Source organism: Streptomyces sp. NPDC048211 (genome assembly GCF_043202315.1).
GTDB lineage: Bacteria > Actinomycetota > Actinomycetes > Streptomycetales > Streptomycetaceae > Streptomyces.
The window spans coordinates 343,898-367,959 of sequence record NZ_JBIDAD010000005.1 but is presented as its reverse complement, the minus strand read 5'-3'; the positions used below and the strand labels follow the sequence as shown (position 1 = coordinate 367,959).

Sequence of the window (24,062 nt, the reverse complement as noted above, 5' to 3'; positions counted from 1 at the left end):
AGGTCAGTTCACCGGTTCCTGTGCGGTGACCTCGATCAGCAGGGCCTGTCCCGGGTTGAGTGTCGGCATGGGCAGCCCCGCACCGGTCAGTACCGCGCCGGGCATCGGGAGCCAGTCCTTCACCGCCGCCCGGTACCAGGCGGGGGCGACGACCTGGTGCATGGAGGGCAGCCCGGCCTCCGTGCGGATGCGGACCCGGTAGGACCGGCCGGGTGTGAGGCCGGGGAGGCGGACGCGGCCCGACTGCCCCGGCACGGAGGTCGCCGTCCGCGCCCAGCAGTACAGCGCGGAGCCGGCGTCCGGTGCGACGACTCCGTGCAGGTACGTCGCGTCGTCGCCGAGGTCGGCCCTGACGACCCGACCGCCGTGGAGCAGCGCCCGTACCTCCTTGTACAGCGCCGCCCACCGGGTCAGCGTCTCCCGTTCCGCGGGCGTGCGGGCGGTCAGGTCGTCCTCGATGCCCGCGTGTCCGAACAGCGCCGTGATCAGGCGGAACGAGTCGTCGGCGACCCGCCCCGTCGTATGACTGCTCGGGCCGCCGACGTGGGCGCCGACGAGTTCGGGCGGCAGGAGCTGCCCCGTCCAGCGCTGGATGGACTGGCGCTCCACCGGGTCGTTGCAGTCCGAGGCCCACACCCGGTCCGTCCGGGCGAGGACGCCGAGGTCGACGCGTCCGCCGCCGCTGGAACACGACTCGATCTCCAGGCCGGGGCGGCGGGCCTTGAGGGTGTCCATCAGCCGGTAGAGGGCCCGTGTCTGGGCGTGCACCCCGGGCCGGTCGCCGCCGTCCGTCCCGCGGTGGACCGCCTCGTGCAGTTCCCGGTTGTGGTCCCACTTCAGATAGTCGATGCGGTATTCGGCGACGAGAGCGTCCAGCGACTCGAGGAGATACGCGAACGCCTCCTCGTGGGCCACGTTCAGCACGTACTGCTGACGCGAGCTCGGCCCCAGGCCCGCCGACGGGCCGAGGATCCACTCGGGATGCTCCCGGGCGAGACGCGACGAGAGGTTCACCATCTCCGGCTCCACCCAGAGCCCGAACTGCATGCCGTGGCCGTGCACCCGGTCCGCGAGCGGGGTCAGCCCCTGCGGCCACATCTGCGGATCGACCGTCCAGTCGCCGAGTCCGGCCGTGTCGTCGCGGCGGCCGAGGAACCAGCCGTCGTCCAGCACGAGCCGCTCCACCCCGACCGCGGCTGCGGCATCGGCCAGGGCGAGGAGGCGTTCGGGGCGGTGGTCGAAGTAGACCGCCTCCCAGGTGTTCAGGGTCAGCGGACGGGGCGACGAGGGATGTCCGGGCCGGGCACGGAGCATCGTGTGGAAGCGGCCGGCGAGACCGTCCAGTCCTTCGGCGGACCAGGCGAAGTAGCACTCGGGCGAGGTGTAGCTGTCGCCCGGGGCGAGCCGTATCTCGCCGGGTGCGAGCAGTTCGCCCCCGCCGAGAACGCCGCCGTGCACCCCGGCGCCTTCGGGCAGCCGCTCGGCCAGCCAGCGCTGGTTGCCGCTCCAGCCGACGTGCAGGGCCCAGACCTCGCCCGTACGGAACCCGAATCCGGGCACGCCGACCGTCAGCAGATGGGGTGCGTCCAGTCCGGGGCGTCCCCTGCGGACCTCGCGGACGTGGCCGGCGAAGGTGAGCGGGCCGCGCTGCGGGGAGCGTTCGCGGCACCATTTGCCGGTGAAGTCGAGGATCTCCTGGGCGCGGTTCGGCAGCGGGAGCAGCGCGGTGGTGGCCGCGAGGTCGTACGGGGCGGGGCCGGGGGCGTCGGCTGGGGAGGACAGCCTGGTCCGTACGCCCAGGACACCGGACGCGTCGAGCCGGTAGGTGAGCGTGAGGTCGAGCCCGGCGTCGGTGTCGCGGAGGGCGATGACGAGTGCGTCCGGGCTCTCTTCGGCACCGGTCATCGTGACGCGGGGTGTGGTGGCCGTCCCGGCCCGGTGGCCTTCGTGGGCGGGGGTGCCCGACCAGCCGTCGGCCTGGGTGGGCCAGACCGTGAACTGCCGCGGCTCGTCGAGCGCGCAGTGGAGCGAGGCCGCGTCCGCAGACAGCGCCAGGGAGGCGAGACCGTCATCGGTCAGCTCACCGAGGTCCTCGCCCCAGTGCAGGACGCGGGGCAGTGGCGCGCGGAGCTCGACGGCGAAACTCACCCCGGCCGCGCGCAGGTGTGCGATCCGGGTGGTGCTGCGGGTCATGCGGTGTCCTCTCGAAACCAGTGGGGCGGCGCCTCGCCTCGCCGCCCCGTTCGTGACCGGTCAGGCGTAGGGATCGAAGGGGATCCCGGCAGGCTTCGCCTTGTCGAGGTGGCCGGCGAAGTTGCCGTCCTTGAGGCCGAAGACCGCACTGCCGAAGTCGGCCTGCACCAGCTTCTCCCGGATGCCGGCGGGGTAGCCGTTCCAGCCGACCAGATCGGGGAACTGCCATTGGTGGTAGTGGTTCTCGGGCGGCTCGTCTCCCGTGGTCGCGCGGCGGAAGCAGTGCGTCCCTATGCCGTCCTTGTGGTAGACGACCTTGGGGTGCGTCCCGTCCCACAGCATCCCGTCCCGGCCGTACACGTTGAAGTCGCCGTGGGCGGAGGTGGAGACGTACTTGGCCACGTTGTCCTGCACCCACACCACGACGTGCTCCCAGTCGTGGCGGTGCCCGCCCAGGCCGCTGCCCGCCACGGCCTGGTCCTTCTCGAAGTAGAGGCCGTACATGATGGCGCACCAGCCGTTGTTGCACAGGGAGCGTGCGTAGCCGTTGGTGTTGTCCAGGTCCCAGGAGTCGTGGCAACTGCCGTTGACGGCGCCGGTGGTGTTGAGTCCGGGGGCTATGGCTCCGTCTGCTCCGATGGCGGGTGTCGGGTAGCAGCCGTCGCCGTCGTAGTCGAAGGCGGGCTGGAACGTCTGCTCCAGTCCGTCCGCGTTCGCGGGCAGGGCGCCCGGCACGGCGGCGAAGGCGCTGCCCGAGGAGGCGACGACCAGCGCCGCGGCGGCGGCCAGGGTGAGTGAGGCCTTGCGGAGCCGTCCTGTGTTCTTCACTGCTTCCTCCTGGTTCACGCCTGTCGGACTCGGCCATGCCATGGCATGCCCATGTCCAGGCTCGCGGAACCCCGTGGCCCGGTCGGGCGTCACGGATTGCGCAGTGATGAAGCGTCGGCCAACAGCTCTACGGCCAGGACCGGTCCGACGCGACCCGGGCCGGACCGTGCCGGACCCGGGCCTTGAGCCTTGAGCCGTGGACCTTCAGCCGTCAGCCGGGCGAAGTCGGGGACCCGCTCGGCAGCGGCGGCGCAGGAGCGCGAGGAGCGGCAGCCGAGCGTGCCCCTTGGCCGCTCGGCTCACCGCAGCGCCGCCCCCGGCGTACGGTCCACGTCGTGATGGATCGGCGTCCGCGCCCCCGTCAGCGGAGCACCCGTGCCGCCCCGGCGCTCAGCGACGATCTCCGCCGCGATGGACAGGGCCGTCTCCTCCGGCGTCCGGGCGCCGAGGTCGAGGCCGATCGGAGAACGGAGGCGGCTCAGCTCTCCCTCGCCGAGCCCGACTTCGCGCAGTCGCCGGTCCCGGTCCTCGTGGGTGCGGCGCGATCCCATCGCCCCGACGTACGCGACCGGCAGCCGCAGGGCCGTCTCCAGCAGCGGGATGTCGAACCTGGCGTCATGGGTGAGCACGCACAGGACCGTGCGCTCGTCGGTCGCGGTGCCCTTGAGGTACCGGTGCGGCCAGTCGACCACGACATCGTCCGCCTCGGGGAAACGGGCACGGGTGGCGAAGACGGGCCGGGCGTCGCACACCGTCACATGGTGACCGAGGAACTTGCCCGCCCGCACCAGCGCCGTGGCGAAGTCCACGGCACCGAACACGATCATGTGGGGCGGCGGCACGCTCGACTCCACGAACAGCGTCAGGCCGCCCGGGCAGCTCGTCCCGTCCTCCGCGATCTCCACGGTGCCGGTGCGGCCGGCGTCCAGGAGCGCCCGCGCCTCCGCGGCCGCCCTGCGGTCCAGGGCCGAACGCCCGTCGAGGCTGCCCTCGTACGATCCGTCGCCCCGGACCAGCAGCGCCCGGCCGAGCAGCCCGGCCGGCCCGCGCACCACCCGGGTGAGCGCCGCCGGCCCGTCGCGGACGGCCGCCGACAACGCCGCCCGCAGCACCGGCTCGTCGGAGCGCACGGGCGTGACGAGGACGTCGATGGCGCCGCCGCAGGTGAGTCCCACGGCGAAGGCGTCCTCGTCGCTGTATCCGAACCGTTCCCGTACCGTCCGGCCGTCCCCGAGGGCCTGGACGCACAGCTCGTACACCGCCCCTTCCACGCAGCCACCGGAGACCGAGCCGACGGCGGCGCCCTCACTGTCGACGGCCAGGGCCGCGCCGGGGGCGCGTGGCGCGCTGCCGTCGACCGCCACCACGGTGGCGACGGCGAACTCCCGGCCCTCCTCGGACCAGCGGTGCAGGGCCGCCGCGATGTCAAGCACCCCGGTCGTCCTCCCTGGCCCGCCCCCGTGCCTGTTCCGCCGCCGCGAGAACGCGGTCGGGACGGATCGGCAGGCGCCGGTGGCGTACACCCGTCGCATGCCACACGGCGTTGGCGATGGCGGCGGCGACGCCCACGATGCCGATCTCGCCGAGGCCCTTGATCCCGACCGGGTCCTCCGGGTCGTGGTCGTCCACCCAGTCCGCCTCGATGTGCGGCACGTCGGCGTGGGCGGCGACGTGGTAGCCGGCCAGATCGGCGTTGACGTAGCCGCCGGACGCCGGGTCGCGGACCGCCTCCTCGTGCAGGGCCATGGAGAGCCCCCAGGTCATGCCGCCGACGAGCTGACTGCGTGCGGTGAGCGGGTTGACGACGGTGCCGGCCGCGAAGATGCCGAGCAGTCGGCGTACCCGCACCTCGCCGGTGGTGATGTCGACGGCCGCCTCGGCGAACTGCGCCCCGTAGGAGTGCCGTTCCTTCTGCGCCAGGGCTCCGATCGCCTCGCTGGTGTCCGAGCGGGCGGTGATGCCCTCCGGCGGAATGGATCCGCCGAGCGCGAGCAGTTCCCGCAGTTCGTCCGCCGCGAGCCGCACCGCCCAGGCCCAGGAGCGCGTGCCCATGGAGCCTCCGGCGATCCACGCCGGGCCCAGGTCGCTGTCCCCGATGCGCACCCGGATGCGGTCGGGGCCGACCCTCAAGGCGTCCGCGGCGACCGAGACCATCGCCGTCCTTGCCCCGGTCCCGATGTCCGAGGCGTTGATCCTCACGGTGAAGTGACCGTCCGGCTCCGCGGTCACGGCGGCCGTGGACGCACCGACGCCCGCGGAGAAGGTGGCCGCCGCCATGCCGGTCCCCAGGAGCCAGCGCCCCTCGCGGCGCAGTCCGGGACGCGGATCCCGGCCGGCCCAGCCGAACCGGCGGGCGCCCTCCTCGAAGCAGGCGAGCAGACTGCGGCGCGCGAACGGCAGTCCCGACACGGGCCCGACCGCGGGTTCGTTGCGTGCGCGCAGCTCGATCGGGTCCAGGCCGCACTTCTCGGCCAGTTCGTCGACGGCCGACTCGACGGCGAAGGATCCCGGCGCCTCTCCCGGCGCCCGCATCCAGGTCGGGGTCGGCACGTCGAGCCGCACCAGCCGGTGCCGTGTGCCGTGCGCGTCGGCGTCGTACATGACGCGTCCCACACCGGCGCTCGCCTCGACGAACTCGTGCACGGTCGACGTGAGACTCAGTGCCTCGTGATCGAAGGCCCGCAGGCGGCCGTCGGTGTCGGCGCCGAGCTTGACCCGTTGCGCGGTGGGGCTGCGGAACCCGACCAGCGAAAACATCTGACGGCGGGTCAGCACAACGCGAACGGGGCGGTGGAGGAGCGTCGTGGCCATGACGGCCGCCACCTGATGAGGGGCCAGGCCCTTCGATCCGAATCCGCCGCCGACATGCTCGGAGCGCACCCGGACGGAGCCCGGGTCGAGGGAGAAGAGCGACGCGAGCTCGCTCGCCACCCAGAACGTGCCCTGATTGGAGTCGACGACCTCCAGCCGGCCGCCCTCCCACCGGGCCGTCGCCGCGTGCGGTTCCATGGAGTTGTGGTGTTCCTCCGGGGTGGAGTACTCCTCGTCCACGACGAAGGCCGCCTCCCGGAGCCGGGCTGCCAGGTCCCCCTTCGCCGTGTCCGCGTCGGGCATCGAGGCGGCGTCGGGGGTGTACGTACCGGGGTGCCCGGCGGTGAACCCCACGTCGTGCGCTTCCTCTTCGTAGCGGACCTCCAGCGCCTCGGCGGCCTCCCTGGCCTGCTCGGACGTCTCGGCGACGACCAGCGCCACGGGCCAGCCCATGAAGGGCACGCGGTCGTGCTGGAAGAGCCCGACGACCGGGTTGGGCCGTCCCAGGAAGCCCATGTAGCCGGTGTCGACCCGGGGTGCGTTCCCGTGGTGGAGCACGGTGAGCACTCCGGGCATGTCCCGGACGGGGCCGTCCTCGACGGACCGGATGCGGCCCCGCGTCACCGTCGACAGCACCAGCCAGCCGTGGGCGAGTTCGGCGAAGGGGATCTCACCGGCGTACCGGGCGGCGCCGGTGACCTTGTCCCGTCCCTCCACGCGTGTACGGGCGGAGCCGACGGCACCCGTCACCGCGGTGTTCTCGGTCGTCGTGGTCATCGGGCGGCCTCCTCGGCGAGTTCGGTGAGCACGGCCACGACGAGGTTGCGCATCAGGGTCACCTTGTAGCCGTTGCCGGGAAGGGCCTCGGCGGCCGACAGCTCGGCGTCCGCCGCCGCGGCGAAGGCCTCCGCGTCCGCGGGGCCGCCGGTCAGGGCCCGTTCGGCTGCGCGGGCCCGCCACGGCCGGGACGCCACCGCACCGAAGGCGAGCCGCACTTCGCGTACGACGCCGTCCTCGACGCCGAGCGCGGCGGCGACGGAGCCGATCGCGAACGCGAAGGAGGCGCGCTCACGCACCTTGCGATAGCGGGAGTGCGCGGCAACGGCGGCCGGCGGCACGGTGACACCGGTGATCAGCGCACCGGGCGGAAGGGCCGTCTCGATGTGCGGGGTCTCCCCCACCGGGCGATAGAAGTCGGCGACAGACAACTCGCCCGGTCCGTCGGCCGTTTCGTAGGAGATGACGGCGTCGAACGCCGCGAGTGCGACCGCCATGTCCGAGGGGTGCGTCGCCACGCAGTGCTCGGAGGCCCCGAGGATCGCGTGGTTGCGGTGCTCGCCCGCCACTGCGGGGCAACCGCTGCCGGGAGTGCGCTTGTTGCACGGCTTGGCCAGGTCGCCGAAATAGCCGCACCGGGTCCGCTGGAGCAGGTTCCCGCCGACCGTGGCCATGTTGCGCAACTGCCCGGAGGCTCCGGCGAGGAGTGCCTGCGTGAGGGCCGGGTAGTGGCGGCGCACCTCCGCATGGGCCGCCAGGTCGCTGTTGGTGACGGTCGCACCGATACGCAGCCCACCGTCGGGGGTGAACGCGATGTCGCCGAGGGGCAGTTCCTGGACGTCGACGAGGAGCGTCGGCCGTTCCACACCGGCCTTCATCAGGTCGACGAGGTTCGTGCCGCCTCCCAGGAAGCGGGCACCGGGTTCCGCGGCGAGCAGGGCCACGGCCCCGGACACGTCGAGGGCGCGCTCGTATCCGAACTCCCTCATGCCACAGCCTCCTCGGCCTCGGCGGCGGACACTTCCGCCGCGTGCGCCACGGCCCGCACGATCGACACGTAGGCGCCGCAGCGGCAGAGGTTGCCGCTCATCCGCTCACGGATCTCCTCGGCGGTGAGCGCGGGCACCCCCGCTTCGGGCCGGACGTCACCGGTCACCGCGCTCGGCCAGCCGGCCGCGTGTTCCTCGATCACCGCGAGGGCCGAACAGATCTGGCCCGGGGTGCAGTAACCGCACTGATAGCCGTCGAGGTCGAGGAAGGCCTGCTGCACCGGATGCAGCCGGTCGCCGTCGGCGACGCCCTCGATGGTGGTGATCGCGCGCCCCTCGGCCGCGACGGCGAGCTGCAGACAGGAGACGGCCCGGCGCCCGTCGATCAGGACCGTGCAGGCACCGCACTGGCCTTGGTCGCATCCCTTCTTGGTGCCGGTGAGATCGAGGCGCTCGCGCAGGGCGTCGAGCAGGGTGGTCCGGTGGTCGACGGGCAGCGTGAACTTTTCGCCATTGATGTTCAGGGTGATGGCACTGGACGTCGATGGGGCCATGATCAGCCTTCTTTCGCATTGCTTATGCGCGTCGAACGAGACGATCCCGGCAGCCGTGCCGGGAGGGCGATGCGGCTGGGTGAATGGGCAACCGGGCGCACCGGTCGGCCACACTGACCGGAAGTGCCGCTATGCTGCGAACAAGCGGACAGCTGTCCGCTTATCCGTCGAACCTAGCGGACGGCTGTCCGCTCAGCAAGGCCGACTCGGCCGTGTTTCCGGAAGGAGGGGGCGTGGACGAGGACAGGAGCACGCCCCAACGCCCGGACGCGCAACGCAATCGCGAGCGCATCCTGGCCGTCGCGCTGACCGAGCTGACGCGGACCGCGGACGCCGCGGTGAGCACGATCGCGAAGAAGGCGGGCGTCGGCCAGGGGACGTTCTACCGCAACTTCCCCAACCGCGAGGCGCTCGTCCTGGAGGTCTACCGCTACGAGATGCAACAGGTCGCCGACACCGCGGCCCAGTTGCTCGGGACCCGCCCACCCGACCTGGCCCTGCGGGAGTGGATGGACCGGCTGGCGCAGTACGCCATGGCCAAGGCGGGCCTGGCCGACGCTTTGCGCACGACCGCCAGCAGGTACGGCAGCCTGGCCCATCTGGGCCACAGTCCGGTGACCCGCGCCATTACGCTCCTACTGAACGAGAACGAGGAGGCGGGCACCATCCGTCCGGGCGTGACCCCCGACGACTTCATGCTCGCCATCGCCGGTCTCTGGCAGCTCGACCCGCACAGCGACTGGCAGCCGCGAGCCGCCCGCCTCCTGGACCTCGTGATGGACGGGCTGCGGGCCGGGGCGCCGGGCCCGGGCGCCGGCACGTAGCTGCCGGGACCGGGCGGCCCACGCCGTGGAAGCCGCTACCGTGCGGCGGCCCCGATGACCACCGTGCGCGCCCATGCGGGCGGCACGTCCGGAACGTAGTCGGCATCGTCCTCGTCCCACCCCTGTCCGTGCGCCCGCTCGAAGAGCCCCACCACCGTCCGGCACGGCGGCGGCGTGCGCGGCCAGGGCGTCTGCCCGTCGGTGAGGGCCACGATGACATCGGGCCGGGGCTGCGACCTGAGCGCCTTGGCGAATCCCGAGCGCAGGTCCGTGCCCCCACCGCCGACCAGCGGAATGCCCTCGGCACGGCACAGCGGGTGCACGACCCGGGTCGCCGCGTCGCACGACAGCACGGTGATCAGGTCCCGCCGGCCGCCCACGGCACGGGAGATGGCGGCGATCTCCAGCAGCGCGCTGCCCAGTTCGGTGTCGCTGACCGAGCCGGACGTGTCGACGACCACCGCCACCCGGGGAGGCCTGCGCCGCAGGCTCGGCAGCACGGCGCCGGGCACCCCGGCCGAGCGCCGCGCGGGACGGCCGTAGGTGTAGTCCTCGCCCGCCCCAGGCCCGGACGCCGCCGAGCGGACGGCCGCGCCCAGCAACTGCCGCCACGGCTGGGGCGGATGGAACGCGTCCTGTGCCCATCTCTGCCACCCCTTGGAGGCGCTCCCCGGCCGGCCGGTGATGCCCTGCGCCACCCGGAAGCGCACCGCGTCCCGTTCCTGTGCGCTGAGGCCCCGCGCACCGTCCGGCCCCAGGTCCCACTCCCGTTCCAGCCCGTCGGCGCCGCTGCCGCAGTCCAGCCAGGCCAGCTCCTGTGTACGGGGACCGAGCCGGAACCGGCGCAGATAGTCCTCCATGAGCTTCCCCTCGGGCAGGTCCAGGCCCGAGGGCTCGACCGCGCCCTCGGGCCGGACCAGTCCGTCGCCGAACACGTCGTCATTGATCTCGCAGTCGGCCGCGATGTTCATCCGCAGCCGTTCCGCCGGACCGGTCAGCCCGTGCTCACGTGCGAACCGGTCGCTGCGCCCGTGGTGGTCGCGCAGCAGATGGGACACTTCGTGCACCCAGACCCCGGCGAGCTCCTCCACCGGTGTCCGGTCCACGAAGCCCGGCGAGACATAGCACCGCCAGTGCCGGTCGACGGCCATCGTCGGTACCCGACGCGACTCCACGGTGTGCAGGGCGAACAGCGCCGTCGCCAGGTACGGCCGGGCCCTGGCCGCCTGCAGCCGGGCGGCGAAGAGCTTGTCGAGGTCCAGCGCCCCCGGGCCGCCCGTGTTCACCGGCGGGCCTTGGTGGCGACCGTGGCGCGGGCCGCCGCCTGCTCGGCACGCCGGGAGAGCGATACGACCCCGGCGAGCGCCTCGATCGACTCCGGCACGTCCCAGTCCTGCTGCCGCAGAGTGGCGAGCGTCGTCGCGGGGATGACGACCAGGTCCGGGGCCCCGGTCTCCAGCGCCCTGACCAGAAGGGCCCATGCCGCGTCCCATCGGGCCTTCTCCGGTTTCCGGCGGACCGCCGCCACCACACCGTCGAGCACGGCCTGCCGCAGGTCCCCGCGCTCGGGCAGGTCGGCCCCGGCCGGGTCGGCGAGCAGTGCCTCCGGGTCGGGAAGGTCCATCCGGTCCAGGCTCGCCAGCAGTTCCAGCCCGGGCCCGTCCCCCACCGCACCCCTGACCAGCAGGGACAGTACGTCGCGTGTGGCGTTTGCCGCGGTCGCGAAGGCGATCAGACGCAGCGTCATCTCCCAGCTCCGTGGCGAGGGCCAGGCTCCGCCCCGGCGCGCCTCCCCGCTGGGCAGCCGGTGGACGAGGGCGGGGCGTGCCGAGAGCAGCCCGCACACCGCCCGGCGTGCGAAGTCCACGGCCTCCGTGAGCCGTTCGGGGGCGAGCTGCGGCAGCGTCGCCCGGGGCCAGGTCCCCCCGAGGCCGCGCACCACGACGTCGTGATCGTGGACCCATGGGAGGTGGACGAACCGGTTGGCCAGCGGCGGGCTGAGCTCCCAGCCGTCGGCAGCCGACGAACGCGGATTGGCAGCCGCCACGATGCGTACGCCGGGAGGGAGTTGGAGCGTGCCGATCCGCCGTTCCAGTACGAGCCGGAGCAGGGCGGCCTGCACGGCGGGCGGGGCGGTCGACAGTTCGTCGAGGAACAGCAGCCCCCGGCCGGCCCGCACCAGGCGTACCGCCCAGTCCGGTGGCGCCATCGGGACACCCTGTCCGGCGGGGTCGTCACCGACGATGGGCAGCCCGGAGAAGTCGGAGGGTTCGTGGACGCTGGCGATGACCGTGGTCAGCGGGAGCTCCAGCGAGTCGGCGAGCTGGGTGAGGGCGGCGCTCTTGCCGATCCCCGGCTCGCCCCACAGGAGGACGGGCAGGTCGGCGGACACGGCCAGGGTGAGGGCCTCCAGCTGGGTGTCGGGGCGCGGCTCGGTGGCGGTGTCGCTCAGGAGGGCCATCAGCGCTCCTGCGACGTCCAGTGGGGAGACATGGGTCCGGTCGGAGGAGGAGCCGGTGGGCGCGGGCAGCGTGCGTGTGGGCATGGGGTATCACCTGAGGGGTCTCGGTACGGATGCGGAAACGGCGTCGTACGCGGGGGCGAAGGTCCCCGGATCAGCGGAGGGCTGCCGGGCGACGGTGCGGGCGACGGCCCCGGGACGGCCGGTGCTCCGCGCGGGAGCGGCCGGGTCCGGCACCGACGAGGTCCGCCCGGAACAGGCCGTAGGTGATCCGACGCAGCGCCGCTGTTTCCAGTTCGTCCCGCAGCGGGCCGCTGCGCAGGATCGCGCCGGGGCCCAGGAGACCTTCGACGACGGCCAGCGCGCCGGTGATGTCGCCGTGGTCCAGGCGTTCCCGGACGCCGGTGAGGCAGTCGGGGCGGCGGTGCGCCTCGTCGATGACCTGGAGGCACGGCATCGGTGTGCCGGTCAGGGCGGCCAGGAGTTCTTCGCGGTGGAGCTCGGCCGGGTCGTGGTCGAGCGGGACCAGCACCCCGTCGACCAGGCCGATCCGGTGCTGCGCTCCCCCGCAGTCCACGAGGCGTGGCCGGCCCGCGCCGTCGGGAATCCTCGCGGGTCCGGTCGGCACATGTCCCGGAACAAGCGCCGAGACCACCAGCGGGTGCAGCCGGCCCGCCTCCAGCGCACCGCTGCGGATCAGCTCCAGGTCGGGCAGCGCCCAGGTCGCCGCGTCGGGCAGGACCGGTGGTGCCGAGCCGGCCCGGTCCGGCAGCACCTCGGCGATCCGCGGCGCGCGCGGACCGGGCCGGTCGCCCGCGCCCAGGTCCAGGAGCAGTCGGTGCCGGCCCCCCAACCGTACGGTGAAGGTGCCGTCGGTCCCGGCCTCGGCCGCCAGGAGCAGGGACGCCTCGGCGGCCCACCGGTCGACGGCACAGCGCAGGCCCGGCGGCACGCGGTCCAGCAGGGCCGGGTCCACGGTGTCGGCGGGCGGCCGGGCGGCTCCGGACCGGATGCGCAGTTCATCCGTTCTGCGGGCATCCCAGAGGTGGCGGTGCAGGTCGAGGCGGAAGCGGCGGCTCGGACGGGGGTGCGGATGTCGGCGGGTGCCCGCCTCGGAGCGGGTTCCGTCCCACAGCGCGAGGCTGATCCGCTGGCCCGCGTCGGCCCAGGCGGGCGGGGTCCGGACGACCAGGTGAACGGTGTCCCGGCCGTCCGGTTCCTCGGCTTCGTACCGTGCCAGAGGGATCGTGAGACCTGGGCGCAGCAGCCCGTGCGGAGCGATCCGCGGCAGGTGCCAGCGCAGCAGATCCGGGACGAGGTGGCGCAGATCCGCCCTGACCCGGGCGGCGAGTTCGCGGCCGTGGGTGCGTGCCAGCGCACGTGGCCGGACGTCGACGTCGATGCCTGCGGCAGCGCACGCCCCGGCCCAGTCACCGCTTCGGCGGCGGGCGGTCGCGGTCTCGATCATGGAGGGCGGCACGGCGAACTCCCGCACGCGCAGCCAGAAGGAAAGGAAGGGGTCCCGATTCGCGTCCTGAGTGAGCATCAGCACTCACCTTGCGCGGACGGGTCCCCCCATCTGTGATCCGTGTGTGTCGTCATCGCGGGGAGCCTAGCCTTCCCCGATCCGCTCGTGCCAGACCTTTTCGCGGCGGCACGGAACCCGGGACGGGTCCGCGCCGCCGCAAGGAGGGCGGAGCTCGGCTGCGGGGCGTGTCAGGCGGCGGTGGCCAGCTCCTCCCGGGAGTTGAGCGCCTTGCGTGGCAGGGTCAGCACCGCCAGGAACGCGAGGACCGCGACCGCCGCGAAGAAGTAGAAGCCCCAAGGGGGGCCGATCCCGGACGCGACCAGCGCGCCGGTGATCGACGGGCCGACGATCGAGCCGATGCGGCCGATGCCCGAGGCGGAGCCGAGAGCCGTGCCACGGATGTCGGCCGGGTAGAAGTTCGTCACATAGGCATAGACCAGGACCTGGGCCGAGAAGACGAACACTCCGGTGAAGAAGATGACGACGTTGAGCAGGAGGTCGCTGTCCAGTCTGATGCTCAGGCACGCCAGCATGACCACGGCCGCGCCGAACCAGCCGAGCGTGGTGCCCTTGATGCCCCGCCGGTCGGCGACGAATCCGCCGACGATCAGGCCTGCCACACCTCCCACATTGAGCACGAGGAGCTGGGTGACGGCCTCGGGGACGGGGTAGCCGGCGTCGTTCATGAGCTTGGGCAGCCAGGTGTTGAGGCCGTACACCAGCAGCAGCCCCATGAAGGAGGCGACCCAGATCCCGATGCCCGCGCGCAGATAGGCGGGTTTCAGCAGTTCGGTGAACGGGACGCGCTCCCCGGCCTTCTCCTTGGCCCGGACGAACGCCTCGGACTCCGGGAGGCGGAACCACTGGATGGCGGCTACGCCGAGGCCGGCGACGCCGAGTATGTAGAAGAGGACCTGCCAGTTGTCGGTGACCTGGAGCGCCAGCAGCGAGGTGATCACGGCGCCGGTGTGGTACCCGGTCATCGTCAGCGTGCTGGCCCGCGCCCGGCGGTCGGCCGCCATGTGCTCGGACATGATCGTGAGTGACACCGGCATGCAGGCACCGAGGCCGAGCCCGGCGACGAGCCGGAGCGCGGCGAACATGCCTACGGAGTCGGCGAGCGGCACCACGAGAGTGAACACCGAGAACAGGACCACCGAGCCGATGAGCAGGCGGCGGCGCCCCAGGCGGTCGGCCAGGGGGCCGACGCAGACCGCGCCGATGGCGACGCCGACGAGCGAGAGCGTCGCGATCGTGGTCGCGTCGCCCGCCGTCATGCCGAGGTGACGGGTCTTCAGCAGGGTCGGGATGATGGCGCCCAGGACCACGAGGTCGTAGCCCTCGAGCATGACGGTGATCCAGCACAGGACCACCGTCCACGCGTTGCCGCTGCCGGCCCGGCCCGGCGCTCCGGACGAAATGACGGATGTCATGGGGATTCCCCTCAGCGAGGTCAGGAGGCCGGAGTCAGAACGGGTAGTCGGCGATGTCGGGACGGACGGTGACCCACTGGCTCTCGGTGAAGGCCTCGATGTTCGCCGCGGCGCCGCCGAACCGGGCCCCGGTGCCGGAGGCCTTGACTCCCCCGAAGGGGGCGTTGGGCTCGTCGCCGACGGTCTGTTCGTTGATGTGGATCTTGCCGGATTCGATCCGGTCGGCGAGCTTCATCGCCGTACCGACGTCCCCGAGAATGCCGACGGACAGCCCGTACTCGCAGTCGTTCACGATCCGGGCGGCCCCGTCGAGGTCGGAGAAGCCCATGACGGGCGCCACGGGGCCGAAGATCTCCTCGCGCCAGGCCGGCATGTCCGGTGTCAGACCGTTCAGTACGGTGGCGAGGTAGCCCGCTCCGGCGATCTCACCGCCCGCTGCGAGGGTCGCGCCCGCGGCCACGCTGTCGGTGACGATGCCGTGGACCCGTTCCAGCTGGCGGCGGTCGATGATCGGCCCCAACGCCACGTCCTCACGGGCGGGGTCGCCCACCGGGAGCGCCTTGGCCTTCGCGGCGAGGACGGCGGTGTACTCCTCCAGCAACGACTCGTGCACGATGTGGCGCCCGGTCGTCATGCAGATCTGGCCCTGGTGGAGGTAGGACCCGAACGCACCGGCGGAGGCCGCCTTCGCCACATCGGCACCGGGCAGGACCACCAGCGCGTTGTTTCCGCCCAGTTCGAGGTGGGCCCGCTTGAGGAGGCGCCCGGCCCGTTCTCCGATGGCACGCCCGACCGGGGTGGAGCCGGTGAAGGAGACGACCCTGACCTCGGGGGCCTCGACGACCGCCTCCCCGACCGAGGCGTCGCCCGGAAGCAGGTGCAGCACGCCGGCGGGCAGCCCGGCCTCCTCGAAGACGCGCGCGATGACGACCCCGCCGCTCACCGCGGTGCGCGGGTCCGGCTTGAGGAGCACCGCGTTGCCCAGGGCGAGGGCCGGCGCCACCGAGCGCAGGCCCAGGATCAGCGGGAAGTTGAAGGGTGCGATGACGCTCACGACGCCGGCCGGGCGGCGCCGGGCGAAGGACCAGCGGGCATCCTGCGAGGTGAGCACCTCGCCCTGCGGGTGGGTCGGCAGCCCGGCGCACTCGAAGCACTCGCCCACCGCGAGCTCCACCTCGAACTCCGCCTTGGCCCGCACGGAGCCGGCCTCGCGCACCAGCCAACCCTCGACCTCGTCGGCGCACTCACGGAACAGCTCGCCCGCGCGGCGCAGGACGGCCGCCCTTTCCCGGGGCGGGGTCGCGGCCCACTCGCGCTGCGCCCCGGCGGCGCGGGCCGCCGCCTCGCGTACGTCGTCCGCGGTAGCCGGTCCGACGAGACCGAGCTGCTCCCCGGTGGCCGGTTCCCGCACGGGGTACGGCGAAGAGGAGTCCTGCCAGCCGTCGCTGAAGAACCTCCCGCTCCAGACGCCGTTGTCCAGAACTGTCATGCTTCTGCCTTCCTTCTCGAAAGAGAGTGATGAGCACATGCGTTACGCGGGGGTGGTCAGCGCCGTGTCCACCTGGATGAGTCGCGGTCCTTCCGGGTTCTCGGCAAGGGCGGCACGCAGTTCCCCGGCATCGGAGACATGGCGGGCCCGGACGCCGTAACCCTCCGCGATCCGGGTGAAGTCCAGGCCCGGGATGTCCAGGCCGGGGGCGTCGGGTACGCCGAGCAGGTCGCCGAACCACCGCAGTGCGCCGTACGTCCCGTTGCGCAGCAGCACGAGGGTCAGCGGGATCCGGTGCTGGGCGGCGGTCCACAGGGCGGTGATGCCGTAGTTGGCCGAGCCGTCGCCGATGACGCCGACGACCGGGCGGCCGGGCTGGGCCAGGGCGACCCCGACCGCGCCGGGCAGGCCGAAGCCGAGCCCGCCCGCGGCCGGGAAGTAGTAGGAGCCCGTGCGGCGCAGGTCCATCTGGCGCCACCACGAGGAGTTCGTCGAGGTCGACTCGACCACGTACGCCGTGTCCTCGGGCTGCTCGTCCCGCAGGGCGGCGAACACCTCCTCGGGGTGCAGCTTCGACCCGTCGCCGAGGGGCGGAGCAGGCACCGGGCGGTAGGGGCCGACGGACACGGCCGGGGTGTCGAGTGCCTTCAGCAGCAGGTCGATGACGGCTCCGGGCGCGGCGACCAGCGCCTCCCCCATGGGTGCCCGTGCGGCGGCCGACGCGTCGTCGGTGACCTGGATGAGCCGGGTGCCTTCGGGCAGATACCGGCCGGGCAGGTACTCGTGGTACCGGAACACCGGTGCCCCGAGCACCAATACGAGGTCATGGCCCTCGAATGCCTCGGAGACCGGGGCGATCCCGGCGGGCAGCACCCCGCGGAACAGCGGGTGCCGGTTGGGAAAGGGCAGCCGGAAGAGCGAGGGGGCGGCCCACACGGGTCCGCCCAGTCGTTCGGCCAGCCGGACGGCGTCGTCCATGAGGCCGGCCGAGTCGATGTCGCCGCCCAGGACGAGCGCCGGACGCCGGGCCGCGGTGACCCGGTCGACGAGCCGGCGGCCCTGCTCCTCGCTGGGCGTCGAGGCACGATGGACCCGCCGGTCCAGCACCGCGAGGCTGTTCTCGTCGGCTTCGGCGGTCCAGTCGTCGTAGGGCACGGAGAGGTAGGCCGGCCGGCGCTGGAGTTCCGCTTCGAAGACGGCCTGGGCCAGTGCGCGCGGGACGTCCTGGGCGCACGCCGGCTCCGCGGCCCAGCCGACGAGGGGCTTCATGAGCGCCGGTGCGTCGACGCTGGCCAGGTTGGCCTCCGGGCCGACCGCGGGGCGTACCTGCTGACCGGCGACGATCACGAGCGGGGTCCGGGAGGCCACCGCGTTGGTGAGCGCGCCCATCGCGTTGCCCGACCCGGAGGCGGCGTGCAGGTTGACGAGCACCGGACGTCCGGTTGCCTGGGCGTACCCGTCGGCCATGCCGACGACAGCACCTTCGTGCAGTCCGAGGACGTAGCGGAACCGCTCGGGAAGATCCGCGAGGAAGGGCAGTTCGTTGGAGCCCGGGTTGCCGAAGACCGTGGTGAGTCCCTGGCGTTCCAGAAGTTCGTGGGAGATGTGGCGCACGGTGGGCACGGACGGTCCTTTCCCGGAGTGATGTGCGACACGTTAGGGAGACCGCGACATGAACACCAATAGATGTTTCCGTGCCGCGATATAGATTTCCTCTATATGAAGGAGTTCGATCTCAACCTGGCCCGCGTCTTCGTGCTGCTGTACGAGACGGGCAGCGTCACCGCGACTGCGGACACCCTTCACGTCACCCAGCCCACGGTCAGCTACAGCCTGGGAAGACTGCGCCGGCACTTCGGCGACGAGCTCTTCCGCCGCACCGGGCGCGGGCTGGCCCCGACGGCGGACGCGCGCCGGCTCTACGAACCGCTGCGCCGTGCTCTCGCGGATATCGACGGCGCGGCGCGCCAGGCCGAGGACTTCGATCCGGGGAGCATGTCCGGCCGTTTCACCGTCGCCCTCACCGATCTCGGCGAAGCGACACTCCTCCCGCGGCTCCTGGCGACGGCACGCAAGCGCGCGCCAGGGGTCTCGTTCACCATCCGTCCGCTCGACGTCGACGAGGCGGAGGGTCAGCTGCGCCGGGGAGATCTCGACGCGTTCGTGGCCACGCCGGTCCTCTCTCCGCAGCAGATCGTGCGGATCCCGCTCTTCCGCGAGCGCTACGTCGGCATGGTCGCCGCCGGTCATCCCCGCATCCGGGGCGAGTCCGTCACACTCCCGGACCTCGCGGCGGAGCACCACGCGACGGTGTTCGGTCCCAGCGGGCACATCACGCCGAGGGCGGTCCTGGCCTCGCACGGACTGCTGGACCGGGTGGCTCTGGAGGTGACCCGGCTGTCCATACTTCCGTACGTCCTGGGCCAGACGGACCTGATCGCCATCGTGCCCGAGTACGTCGGCGAGGTGTTCACCGCTTCCCACCAAGTGCGTCTGGTGCGGCTGCCGTTCGATACGGAACCGATCGAGGTGGCCCTCTACGCCCGGCACGAGTCCTCGCGCAGCCCCGCGCAGCGGTGGCTCGTCCGCTTCATGTCCGAGGTCCTGGGCGAGCAGGTCAGCCCGGCGCAGCTGCCGCCGTGGAGCGGGGTCCGCTGACGCCATGTCTGCCTACGCGGCGGACACCTCTCCAGCCGGCCGCGCGAGGGTTCGTGACGGCTCACGGCGGCCCTCTCACAGCGAGCCGGTCCGGCGCACCACCGCTGCTGCCGACCGGTAGCGGAGAGCGGCGACTTCGGAGGTGAGGGTCACCATGGGGTCGTGGCCCTCACCGGTCTCCGGGCACGCCCAGGCCCCGAGGCCGTGTCACCGCGCGGCGCCCGGTTCGCCCGCCCCTGCCACCGCCCACTTCGCCCGCCCCTGCCACCGCCCACTTCGCCTGCGTGGACAGCCGGCCGAGCGCCTTGGCGGACTCCTTGCCGATCGTGTTCAGCAGGACCCTCGCGTGCGCCATCGTCGCACGTGCGAGGTCCGCGTCACCCGACTCGGCAGCGGCGAGTGCGAGTTCCAGGTGCTGTTCGGTGATGTGCCGCCCGAGCCCGCGACGGTGCCACTGGGACGCCTCCCCCTCCGGCGCAGTTCCGCCGAGGCCGATGGCCGCCCGCGCCCGTTCCAGTGCCCGCCCGGCCGCCGGAAGGTCGCCCTTGCGCCGCTCCAGGCGGGCGAGGACGTACGCCTCCGAGGCCCGGTCCCATGCCGTGTCCTGGAGCGAGAGCAGGTTGAACTGGGCGCGGGCCGCCTGTGCGTGATCGCCGATGTGCTCCAGGGCGCGGCTCAGCTCCCGGAGCCGCGTGGCGTGCGGACCGGTGTCGTCCAGCAGACGGATGAGGGCGACCCGGGCGTGCCTGATCCGGCCCTGCCGGAAGGCCAGTTCGACCCAGGTGAGCTCGTTCCGCAAGGCGGCGTCGGGCCCCGTCCTCTTCGCCTCCTCGGCCCGCGCCCATCGGGTGGCGCTTTCGCTGTCGGTGGCCGCCCCCGCGGTGGCCGCCCCGAGCAGGGGACCGTCCGCTTCGCGCCCGTGCAGGGCGACCAGCACCGCCGCCAGCCGGCGCTCCTCGAAGCGTTCGCTCCGCTCGGCGCATTCGTCCGCCAGCAGCAGACGCAGCAAGGGCAGATCGCCGTCGCGGCGGTCGAGCTGCGCGGCCCTCAGCACCCCTGCCCGCAGCACCGCGTCGGCCGCCACCGCGGCCCTCGCCTCCGGGTCGCCGGCCCGCAGCCGCTCCAGCGTCCCCCGCCCGGGCTCCAGCACGACGTCACGCAGACACATCCGGTAGGACGCGTGCAGTCGGTACGCGCACAGCTCGGCCGAGTTGAGCAGCAGATGGTCCGGCTCGGTGCGCCCGGCCGCCGACTCCGCCATCGCGAAGAGCTCGGCCAGCGGCCGTTCCGGAAGCCCCAGACCCGTGATCAGCAGGGCCCGCTGCTCGTCCAGTTCGGGCGCGAACTCCTCCTTCGCTTCCTCGTCGCACACGCGCACGACGGCTCGCAGCTGTTCCTCGTCCAGGTCCGTGGTGACGCCCTCGCACCACTCGGGCAGCCGGATCTGCATCTCCAGCGCCTCGCCCACACTGTCGGCGATCAGCACGGCGTCCCCTTCGGACGAGGCGTACAGCACCGCTGTCCCTCCGCAGAGGAAGAACGTTCCTCCGGTGTCGTCGCCGGCGATCGGCTCCAACGACGCGCCGGACGCCAGGTGTACGTCCTCGACGTGAGAGGCCCGGCTCACGTCGAAGTTGAAGGGGAAGGCGGCCGCCTCAGCCAGGTCGGGGCGGGCACGCAGGAGTTCGAGGAAGCGATCGGTCATATGGCCGGAGCCTACCGAGGGCCCGCGACGAGGGGCTTCAGTGGTTCGCCGGAGCGGATGCGGGAGCCGGCACGGTGGCCGGTCCGCCGAGGACCGGGGCCCACGCGAACGGCGGGTCCGGGATCTCGCGTCTCAGTACCGGGGCGACATCGGACTGGAAGAGTTCGAGGGAGTCCCGGTGCTGGGCGTCCGTGAGACCGCCGGCGTCCGCGTGCAGGTGCAGGACGGTGTGGCCGAACTGCTCGTGGTAGCGGTGCACCTTCTCGATGATCTGCTGGGGGCTGCCGATCAGGGCCGAGCTGCGCTCGACGAAGTCCTCCAGGGTGGGGAACACCGGCTCGGCGCCCAGCTGTTTCTGGAACGCCAGATAGCCCTCGAACACCGGCCGGTAGGCGGCGACCGCCTCCTGCGAGGTCCGGGCCGTGTGGAGCCCGGCCGTCCCCGCGCCGACCGCGGCCAGGGCCGGGTCGTGACCGTAGTGCTCCCACCGCTCGCGGTAGTGGCGGATGAGTTCGGCGTACGGCTCGATCGCATGGGTGACGTTCGCCGAGAACAGGGGGTCGCCGTAGCGCGCGGCGAGGTCGACCGACTCCCGGCTCGTGGCGCTGCCGTGCCACACCCGGACCGGCTGCTGGAGCGGCCTCGGCCACACCTCGGCCTCCGTCAGCGCAGGGCGGAAGCGCGGTGCGGCCGTCACCTTCTCCTCGCGCCAGAGCCGGCGGAACAGCTCGTAGCTCTCGGCGTTGCGGTCCCACTGGTCATCGGGCGTGACGTGGAACAGCTCGCGCTGCGCCGTCCCGTTGCCCTTTCCGATGATGAGGTCGAGTCGCCCTCCGGACAGGTGGTCGAGCGTGGCGTAGTCCTCGTACGCGCGCACCGGATCGAGCAGGCTGAGGGTGGTGACGGCGGTGAACAGCCGGATGCGGGAGGTCAGGGCGGCGATATGGCTCAGCACGACGGGCGGCGAGGAGGAGATGAACGGCCGTTCGTGCCGTTCTCCGACGCCGAAGCCATCGAAGCCGAGCTCCTCGGCCAGCAGCGCGTTGTCGATCACCTCCCGGAAGCGTTCGGTGGTGGGCTTCAGGACCCCGGTCACCGGGTCCGGGGCGTGGATGATGAGGGTGATGGCCAGGAACTTCATGACGCCACCCGCTCGGCCTCGGCCTCGTCGGGATGAGCCAGGCCGAGGTGGTGGCGCAGCGTCGGGCCCTCGTACTCCGTACGGAACACGCCACGCTCCTGGAGGAGGGGGACCACGGTGTCGGCGAAGACGTCCAGACCGCCGGGGGTGAGGTGCGGGACGAGGATGAAGCCGTCGGCGGCGTCGGCCTGGACGAAGTCGTCGATGGTCGCGGCGACGGTGGCCGGAGAGCCGACGAAGGCCTGGCGGTTGCCCGTCTCGATGACGAGGTCGCGAATCGACCAGTTCTTGGCGGCCGCGAGCTCCCGCCACTCCCGGGCGACGGCCAGTGGGTCGCGGTACATGCGCACCTGGGCGCGGCCGCGGGCGATGGTGTGCTCGCCGAGGTCCGGGTCGATGTCGGGGAGCGGCCCTTCGGGATCGTACGAGGACAGGTCCCGGTTCCAGACGAACTCGAGGTGCTTGATCGCGGTGGCGCCGCTGACTTGTTGGCGGCGCACCTCGCGGGCCAGTTCCTGTGCCTCGGCGTCCGTGTCGCCGAGGACGAAGGTCGCGGCGGGCAGGATCAGGAGCTGGCCGGGGGTGCGGCCGTGGCGGGCGAGGCGGCCCTTGACGTCCGTGTAGAACGCCTGGCCCTCCTTGAGGGTGCTGTAGCGGCTGAAGATCGCGTCGGCACCCGCCGCAGCGAACTCGCGTCCTTCGTCGGAGTCGCCGGCCTGGAAGATCACCGGGCGGCCCTGCGGGCTGCGCGGGACGTTGAACTGCCCCTCGATGTCGAAGTGCTGTCCCCGGTGCGCGAAGGACCCGGCCTGCGCGTCCCGCAGGAACGTGCCGGTCCGCGGGTCGGCGACGATCTCGTCACCGCGCCACGAGTCGAACAGTTCGTTGGCCGTGGCGAGGAACTCCTCGGCCCGGGAGTACCGCTCCTCCTGCGGGAGGAATCCGCCGCGGCGGAAGTTCTCTCCGGTGAAGGCGTCCCACGAGGTGACGACGTTCCACGCCGCGCGCCCGCCCGAGAGGTGGTCGAGGCTGGCGAACTGGCGGGCCACCTCGTAGGGCTCGTTGAACGTGGAGTTGATCGTGCCGGTGAGGCCGAGGTGTTCGGTGACGGCGGCGAGCGCGGACAGGATGGTGAAAGTGTCGGGGCGTCCCACGACGTCCAAGTCGCATATCTCGCCGCCCTGTTCACGCAGACGGAGCCCCTCGGCGAGGAACAGGAAGTCGAACTTCGCGCGTTCGGCGGTGCGGGCGAAGTGCGCGAACGAGCTGAACTCGACGTGGCTGCCGGCCTTGGGGTCGCTCCACACTGTGGTGTTGTTGACGCCCGGGAAGTGGGCGGCGAGATGGATCTGCTTGAGCGGCTTGCCGGTGCTGGTGCCGGCGCCGTTGCTGGTGCTCATGTCGGTGGTCCCTCCGGCTCAGACGGTGGCGTAGCGGTTGGCGGGGCGGGCGAGTCCGAGCAGCCCGCGCAGGGTGTCGGCCTCGTAGGCGCTCCGGAAGGCGCCGCGGCGCTGGAGCTCGGGCACGAGTCCTCGGGTGATGGCCGGGAGGTCGTGGGCGATCGCTGCGGGGCGCAGCCGGAAGCCGGAGAGCCCGTCCCGCTGCCAGTCCAGGAGCAGGTCCGCCAGTTGGGCGGGCGTGCCGGTGAACACCTTCGCGTCACTGGTGTACGCAGAGCCCGCGAGGTGGTCCAGGCGGTCCCGGCGTGCCGTCGCGGCCGCGGGGTCGTCGTCGAGGAAGACCACGAGGTCCCCGAAGACGTGCAGGGGATCCGCCGCCCGGCCCGCTGCGGCCTGTTCGGTGCGGATCTCGTCGATGATGGTGCGGACCTGCCCGGCGTCGTGCGGGGTGATGTAGCCGATGTCCGTGGAACGGGCCACGAGTTGGAAGGGCACGCGTTGGTGCGCCAGCGCGCTGACGACCGGCTGGCCCTGCGGGGGCCGGGGGGTGATCGAGGGGCCCTTGACGCTGAAGTGCGCTCCCTCGAAGTCGATGTAGTGCAGCTTGTCGCGGTCGATGAAGCGGCCGGTGGCGACGTCGCGGATCTCCGCGTCGTCCTCCCAGCTGTCCCAGAGGCGACGTACCGCCTCGACGTAGTCGGCGGCCTCCTCGAAGAGTTCGGCGGTCAGGTCGCGTACGGCCGGGGTGTCCAGGTCCTCGACGCGGAAGCGCGGAAACGTCCGGCGGCCGAAGTGGGCCGCTTCGTGGCTCCGGGCCGACACCTGGACCCGCAGACCGGCCCGGCCGGTGCTCACGTAGTCGAGGGTGGCGATCGCCTTGGAGATGTGGAAGGGCTCGGTGTGCGTGGTGATCACGGTGGGGACGAGTCCGATGTGCCGGGTCAGCGGGGCCACTCGGGCGGCGATGAGTACCGCGTCGAGGCGCCCGCGCTCCTGGTCGGTACGTCCGTCCGGCTCCGTGAACCGCGAGGACTGGAGGCCGAGCGCGTCCTCGATCGTCACGAAGTCGATCAGGCCGCGTTCGGCCTCCTGGACGGTGTCGGTCCAGTAGGCGGCGGTGAGCAGTTCTCCGGGACGGGCCTCCGGCTCGCGCCATGCGGCGGGGTGCCAGCCCGCGCCGTTGAGGGCGACGGCTAGGTGGAGCGGGGACGTGGACAGGGGAGGGTGCGGCAATGACGATGCGGACACGAAAGGGTGCCTTCCTGATCGAC

18 protein-coding genes are annotated in these 24,062 nt (G+C 72.5%); 2 read left to right on the top strand and 16 right to left on the bottom strand.

Translation table 11 applies throughout. The features are described 5' to 3' along the window. Positions 1-3: 3 nt before the first annotated feature. The 6 genes from ACGFZA_RS21245 to ACGFZA_RS21220 form a co-directional block, all read right to left on the bottom strand. Positions 4-2,193, bottom strand: coding sequence for an alpha-galactosidase (locus tag ACGFZA_RS21245; protein WP_393681047.1), 2,190 nt, complete (start codon positions 2,191-2,193; stop codon positions 4-6). Between the two features lie 60 nt (positions 2,194-2,253). Next, positions 2,254-3,063 carry an NPP1 family protein gene (locus ACGFZA_RS21240; protein ID WP_393681045.1) on the bottom strand — a complete coding sequence of 270 codons (810 nt, stop codon included), beginning with the start codon at positions 3,061-3,063 and terminating at the stop codon, positions 2,254-2,256. A 257-nt stretch (positions 3,064-3,320) separates the two neighbouring features. Further along, a complete protein-coding gene (locus ACGFZA_RS21235) occupies positions 3,321-4,454 on the bottom strand; it encodes an XdhC family protein (protein ID WP_393681043.1) in 1,134 nt (377 codons plus the stop codon). Next, positions 4,447-6,609 (bottom strand): xanthine dehydrogenase family protein molybdopterin-binding subunit, encoded by a 2,163-nt coding sequence (locus ACGFZA_RS21230; protein ID WP_393681041.1) that lies wholly within the window; start codon positions 6,607-6,609, stop codon positions 4,447-4,449. Before ACGFZA_RS21230 ends, ACGFZA_RS21235 begins: the two co-directional genes overlap by 8 nt. Then, a complete protein-coding gene (locus ACGFZA_RS21225; RefSeq protein WP_393681039.1) occupies positions 6,606-7,598 on the bottom strand; it encodes an FAD binding domain-containing protein in 993 nt (330 codons plus the stop codon). Before ACGFZA_RS21225 ends, ACGFZA_RS21230 begins: the two co-directional genes overlap by 4 nt. After that, complete coding sequence (locus ACGFZA_RS21220) at positions 7,595-8,152, bottom strand: 2Fe-2S iron-sulfur cluster-binding protein (protein ID WP_385274430.1); 558 nt, start codon at positions 8,150-8,152, stop codon at positions 7,595-7,597. Before ACGFZA_RS21220 ends, ACGFZA_RS21225 begins: the two co-directional genes overlap by 4 nt. A gap of 233 nt (positions 8,153-8,385) precedes the next feature. Here ACGFZA_RS21220 and ACGFZA_RS21215 point away from each other — a divergent pair, with 233 nt between their 5' ends. Further along, complete coding sequence (locus tag ACGFZA_RS21215) at positions 8,386-8,976, top strand: TetR/AcrR family transcriptional regulator (RefSeq protein ID WP_393681037.1); 591 nt, start codon at positions 8,386-8,388, stop codon at positions 8,974-8,976. 35 nt (positions 8,977-9,011) lie between these two features. Here ACGFZA_RS21215 and ACGFZA_RS21210 read toward each other — a convergent pair whose 3' ends face one another. From ACGFZA_RS21210 to mdlC, 6 genes are all read right to left on the bottom strand, one after another. Beyond that, positions 9,012-10,262, bottom strand: coding sequence for a VWA-like domain-containing protein (locus ACGFZA_RS21210; protein WP_385274425.1), 1,251 nt, complete (start codon positions 10,260-10,262; stop codon positions 9,012-9,014). Next, the gene (locus tag ACGFZA_RS21205; protein ID WP_393681034.1) at positions 10,259-11,521 is read right to left on the bottom strand and encodes an AAA family ATPase; all 1,263 of its coding nucleotides are present in this window, start codon (positions 11,519-11,521) and stop codon (positions 10,259-10,261) included. The genes ACGFZA_RS21210 and ACGFZA_RS21205 overlap by 4 nt, the downstream gene beginning before the upstream one ends. 70 nt (positions 11,522-11,591) lie before the next feature. After that, on the bottom strand, positions 11,592-12,983 hold the full coding sequence (locus ACGFZA_RS21200; RefSeq protein WP_393681032.1) for a hypothetical protein: 1,392 nt from the start codon (positions 12,981-12,983) through the stop codon (positions 11,592-11,594). Between the two features lie 170 nt (positions 12,984-13,153). Further along, positions 13,154-14,398 carry an MFS transporter gene (locus ACGFZA_RS21195; protein ID WP_393681030.1) on the bottom strand — a complete coding sequence of 415 codons (1,245 nt, stop codon included), beginning with the start codon at positions 14,396-14,398 and terminating at the stop codon, positions 13,154-13,156. Between the two features lie 34 nt (positions 14,399-14,432). After that, complete coding sequence (locus tag ACGFZA_RS21190) at positions 14,433-15,887, bottom strand: benzaldehyde dehydrogenase (protein ID WP_393681028.1); 1,455 nt, start codon at positions 15,885-15,887, stop codon at positions 14,433-14,435. 42 nt (positions 15,888-15,929) lie between these two features. Then, positions 15,930-17,510, bottom strand: a complete 1,581-nt coding sequence (gene mdlC, locus ACGFZA_RS21185) for a benzoylformate decarboxylase (protein WP_393681026.1) — start codon at positions 17,508-17,510, stop codon at positions 15,930-15,932. Positions 17,511-17,606: 96 nt separating this feature from the next. On the opposite strand from mdlC, the gene ACGFZA_RS21180 reads away from it, so the two are divergent. Further along, a complete protein-coding gene (locus ACGFZA_RS21180) occupies positions 17,607-18,545 on the top strand; it encodes a LysR family transcriptional regulator (protein WP_385274407.1) in 939 nt (312 codons plus the stop codon). Between the two features lie 169 nt (positions 18,546-18,714). On the opposite strand, the gene ACGFZA_RS21175 is transcribed toward ACGFZA_RS21180, so the two are convergent. Genes ACGFZA_RS21175 through ACGFZA_RS21160 form a run of 4 tightly spaced genes read right to left on the bottom strand, consistent with a single transcriptional unit; the run spans position 18,715 to position 24,039 of the window. Further along, positions 18,715-20,250 (bottom strand): hypothetical protein, encoded by a 1,536-nt coding sequence (locus tag ACGFZA_RS21175; protein WP_393681024.1) that lies wholly within the window; start codon positions 20,248-20,250, stop codon positions 18,715-18,717. Between the two features lie 37 nt (positions 20,251-20,287). Continuing rightward, positions 20,288-21,391, bottom strand: a complete 1,104-nt coding sequence (locus ACGFZA_RS21170; protein WP_393681022.1) for an LLM class flavin-dependent oxidoreductase — start codon at positions 21,389-21,391, stop codon at positions 20,288-20,290. Continuing rightward, positions 21,388-22,791: an NtaA/DmoA family FMN-dependent monooxygenase gene (locus tag ACGFZA_RS21165; RefSeq protein WP_393681020.1), complete on the bottom strand. Its 1,404-nt coding sequence runs from the start codon at positions 22,789-22,791 to the stop codon at positions 21,388-21,390. The genes ACGFZA_RS21170 and ACGFZA_RS21165 overlap by 4 nt, the downstream gene beginning before the upstream one ends. A gap of 18 nt (positions 22,792-22,809) precedes the next feature. Beyond that, on the bottom strand, positions 22,810-24,039 hold the full coding sequence (locus ACGFZA_RS21160; RefSeq protein ID WP_385274395.1) for an LLM class flavin-dependent oxidoreductase: 1,230 nt from the start codon (positions 24,037-24,039) through the stop codon (positions 22,810-22,812). Between the last annotated feature and the right edge of the window lie 23 nt (positions 24,040-24,062).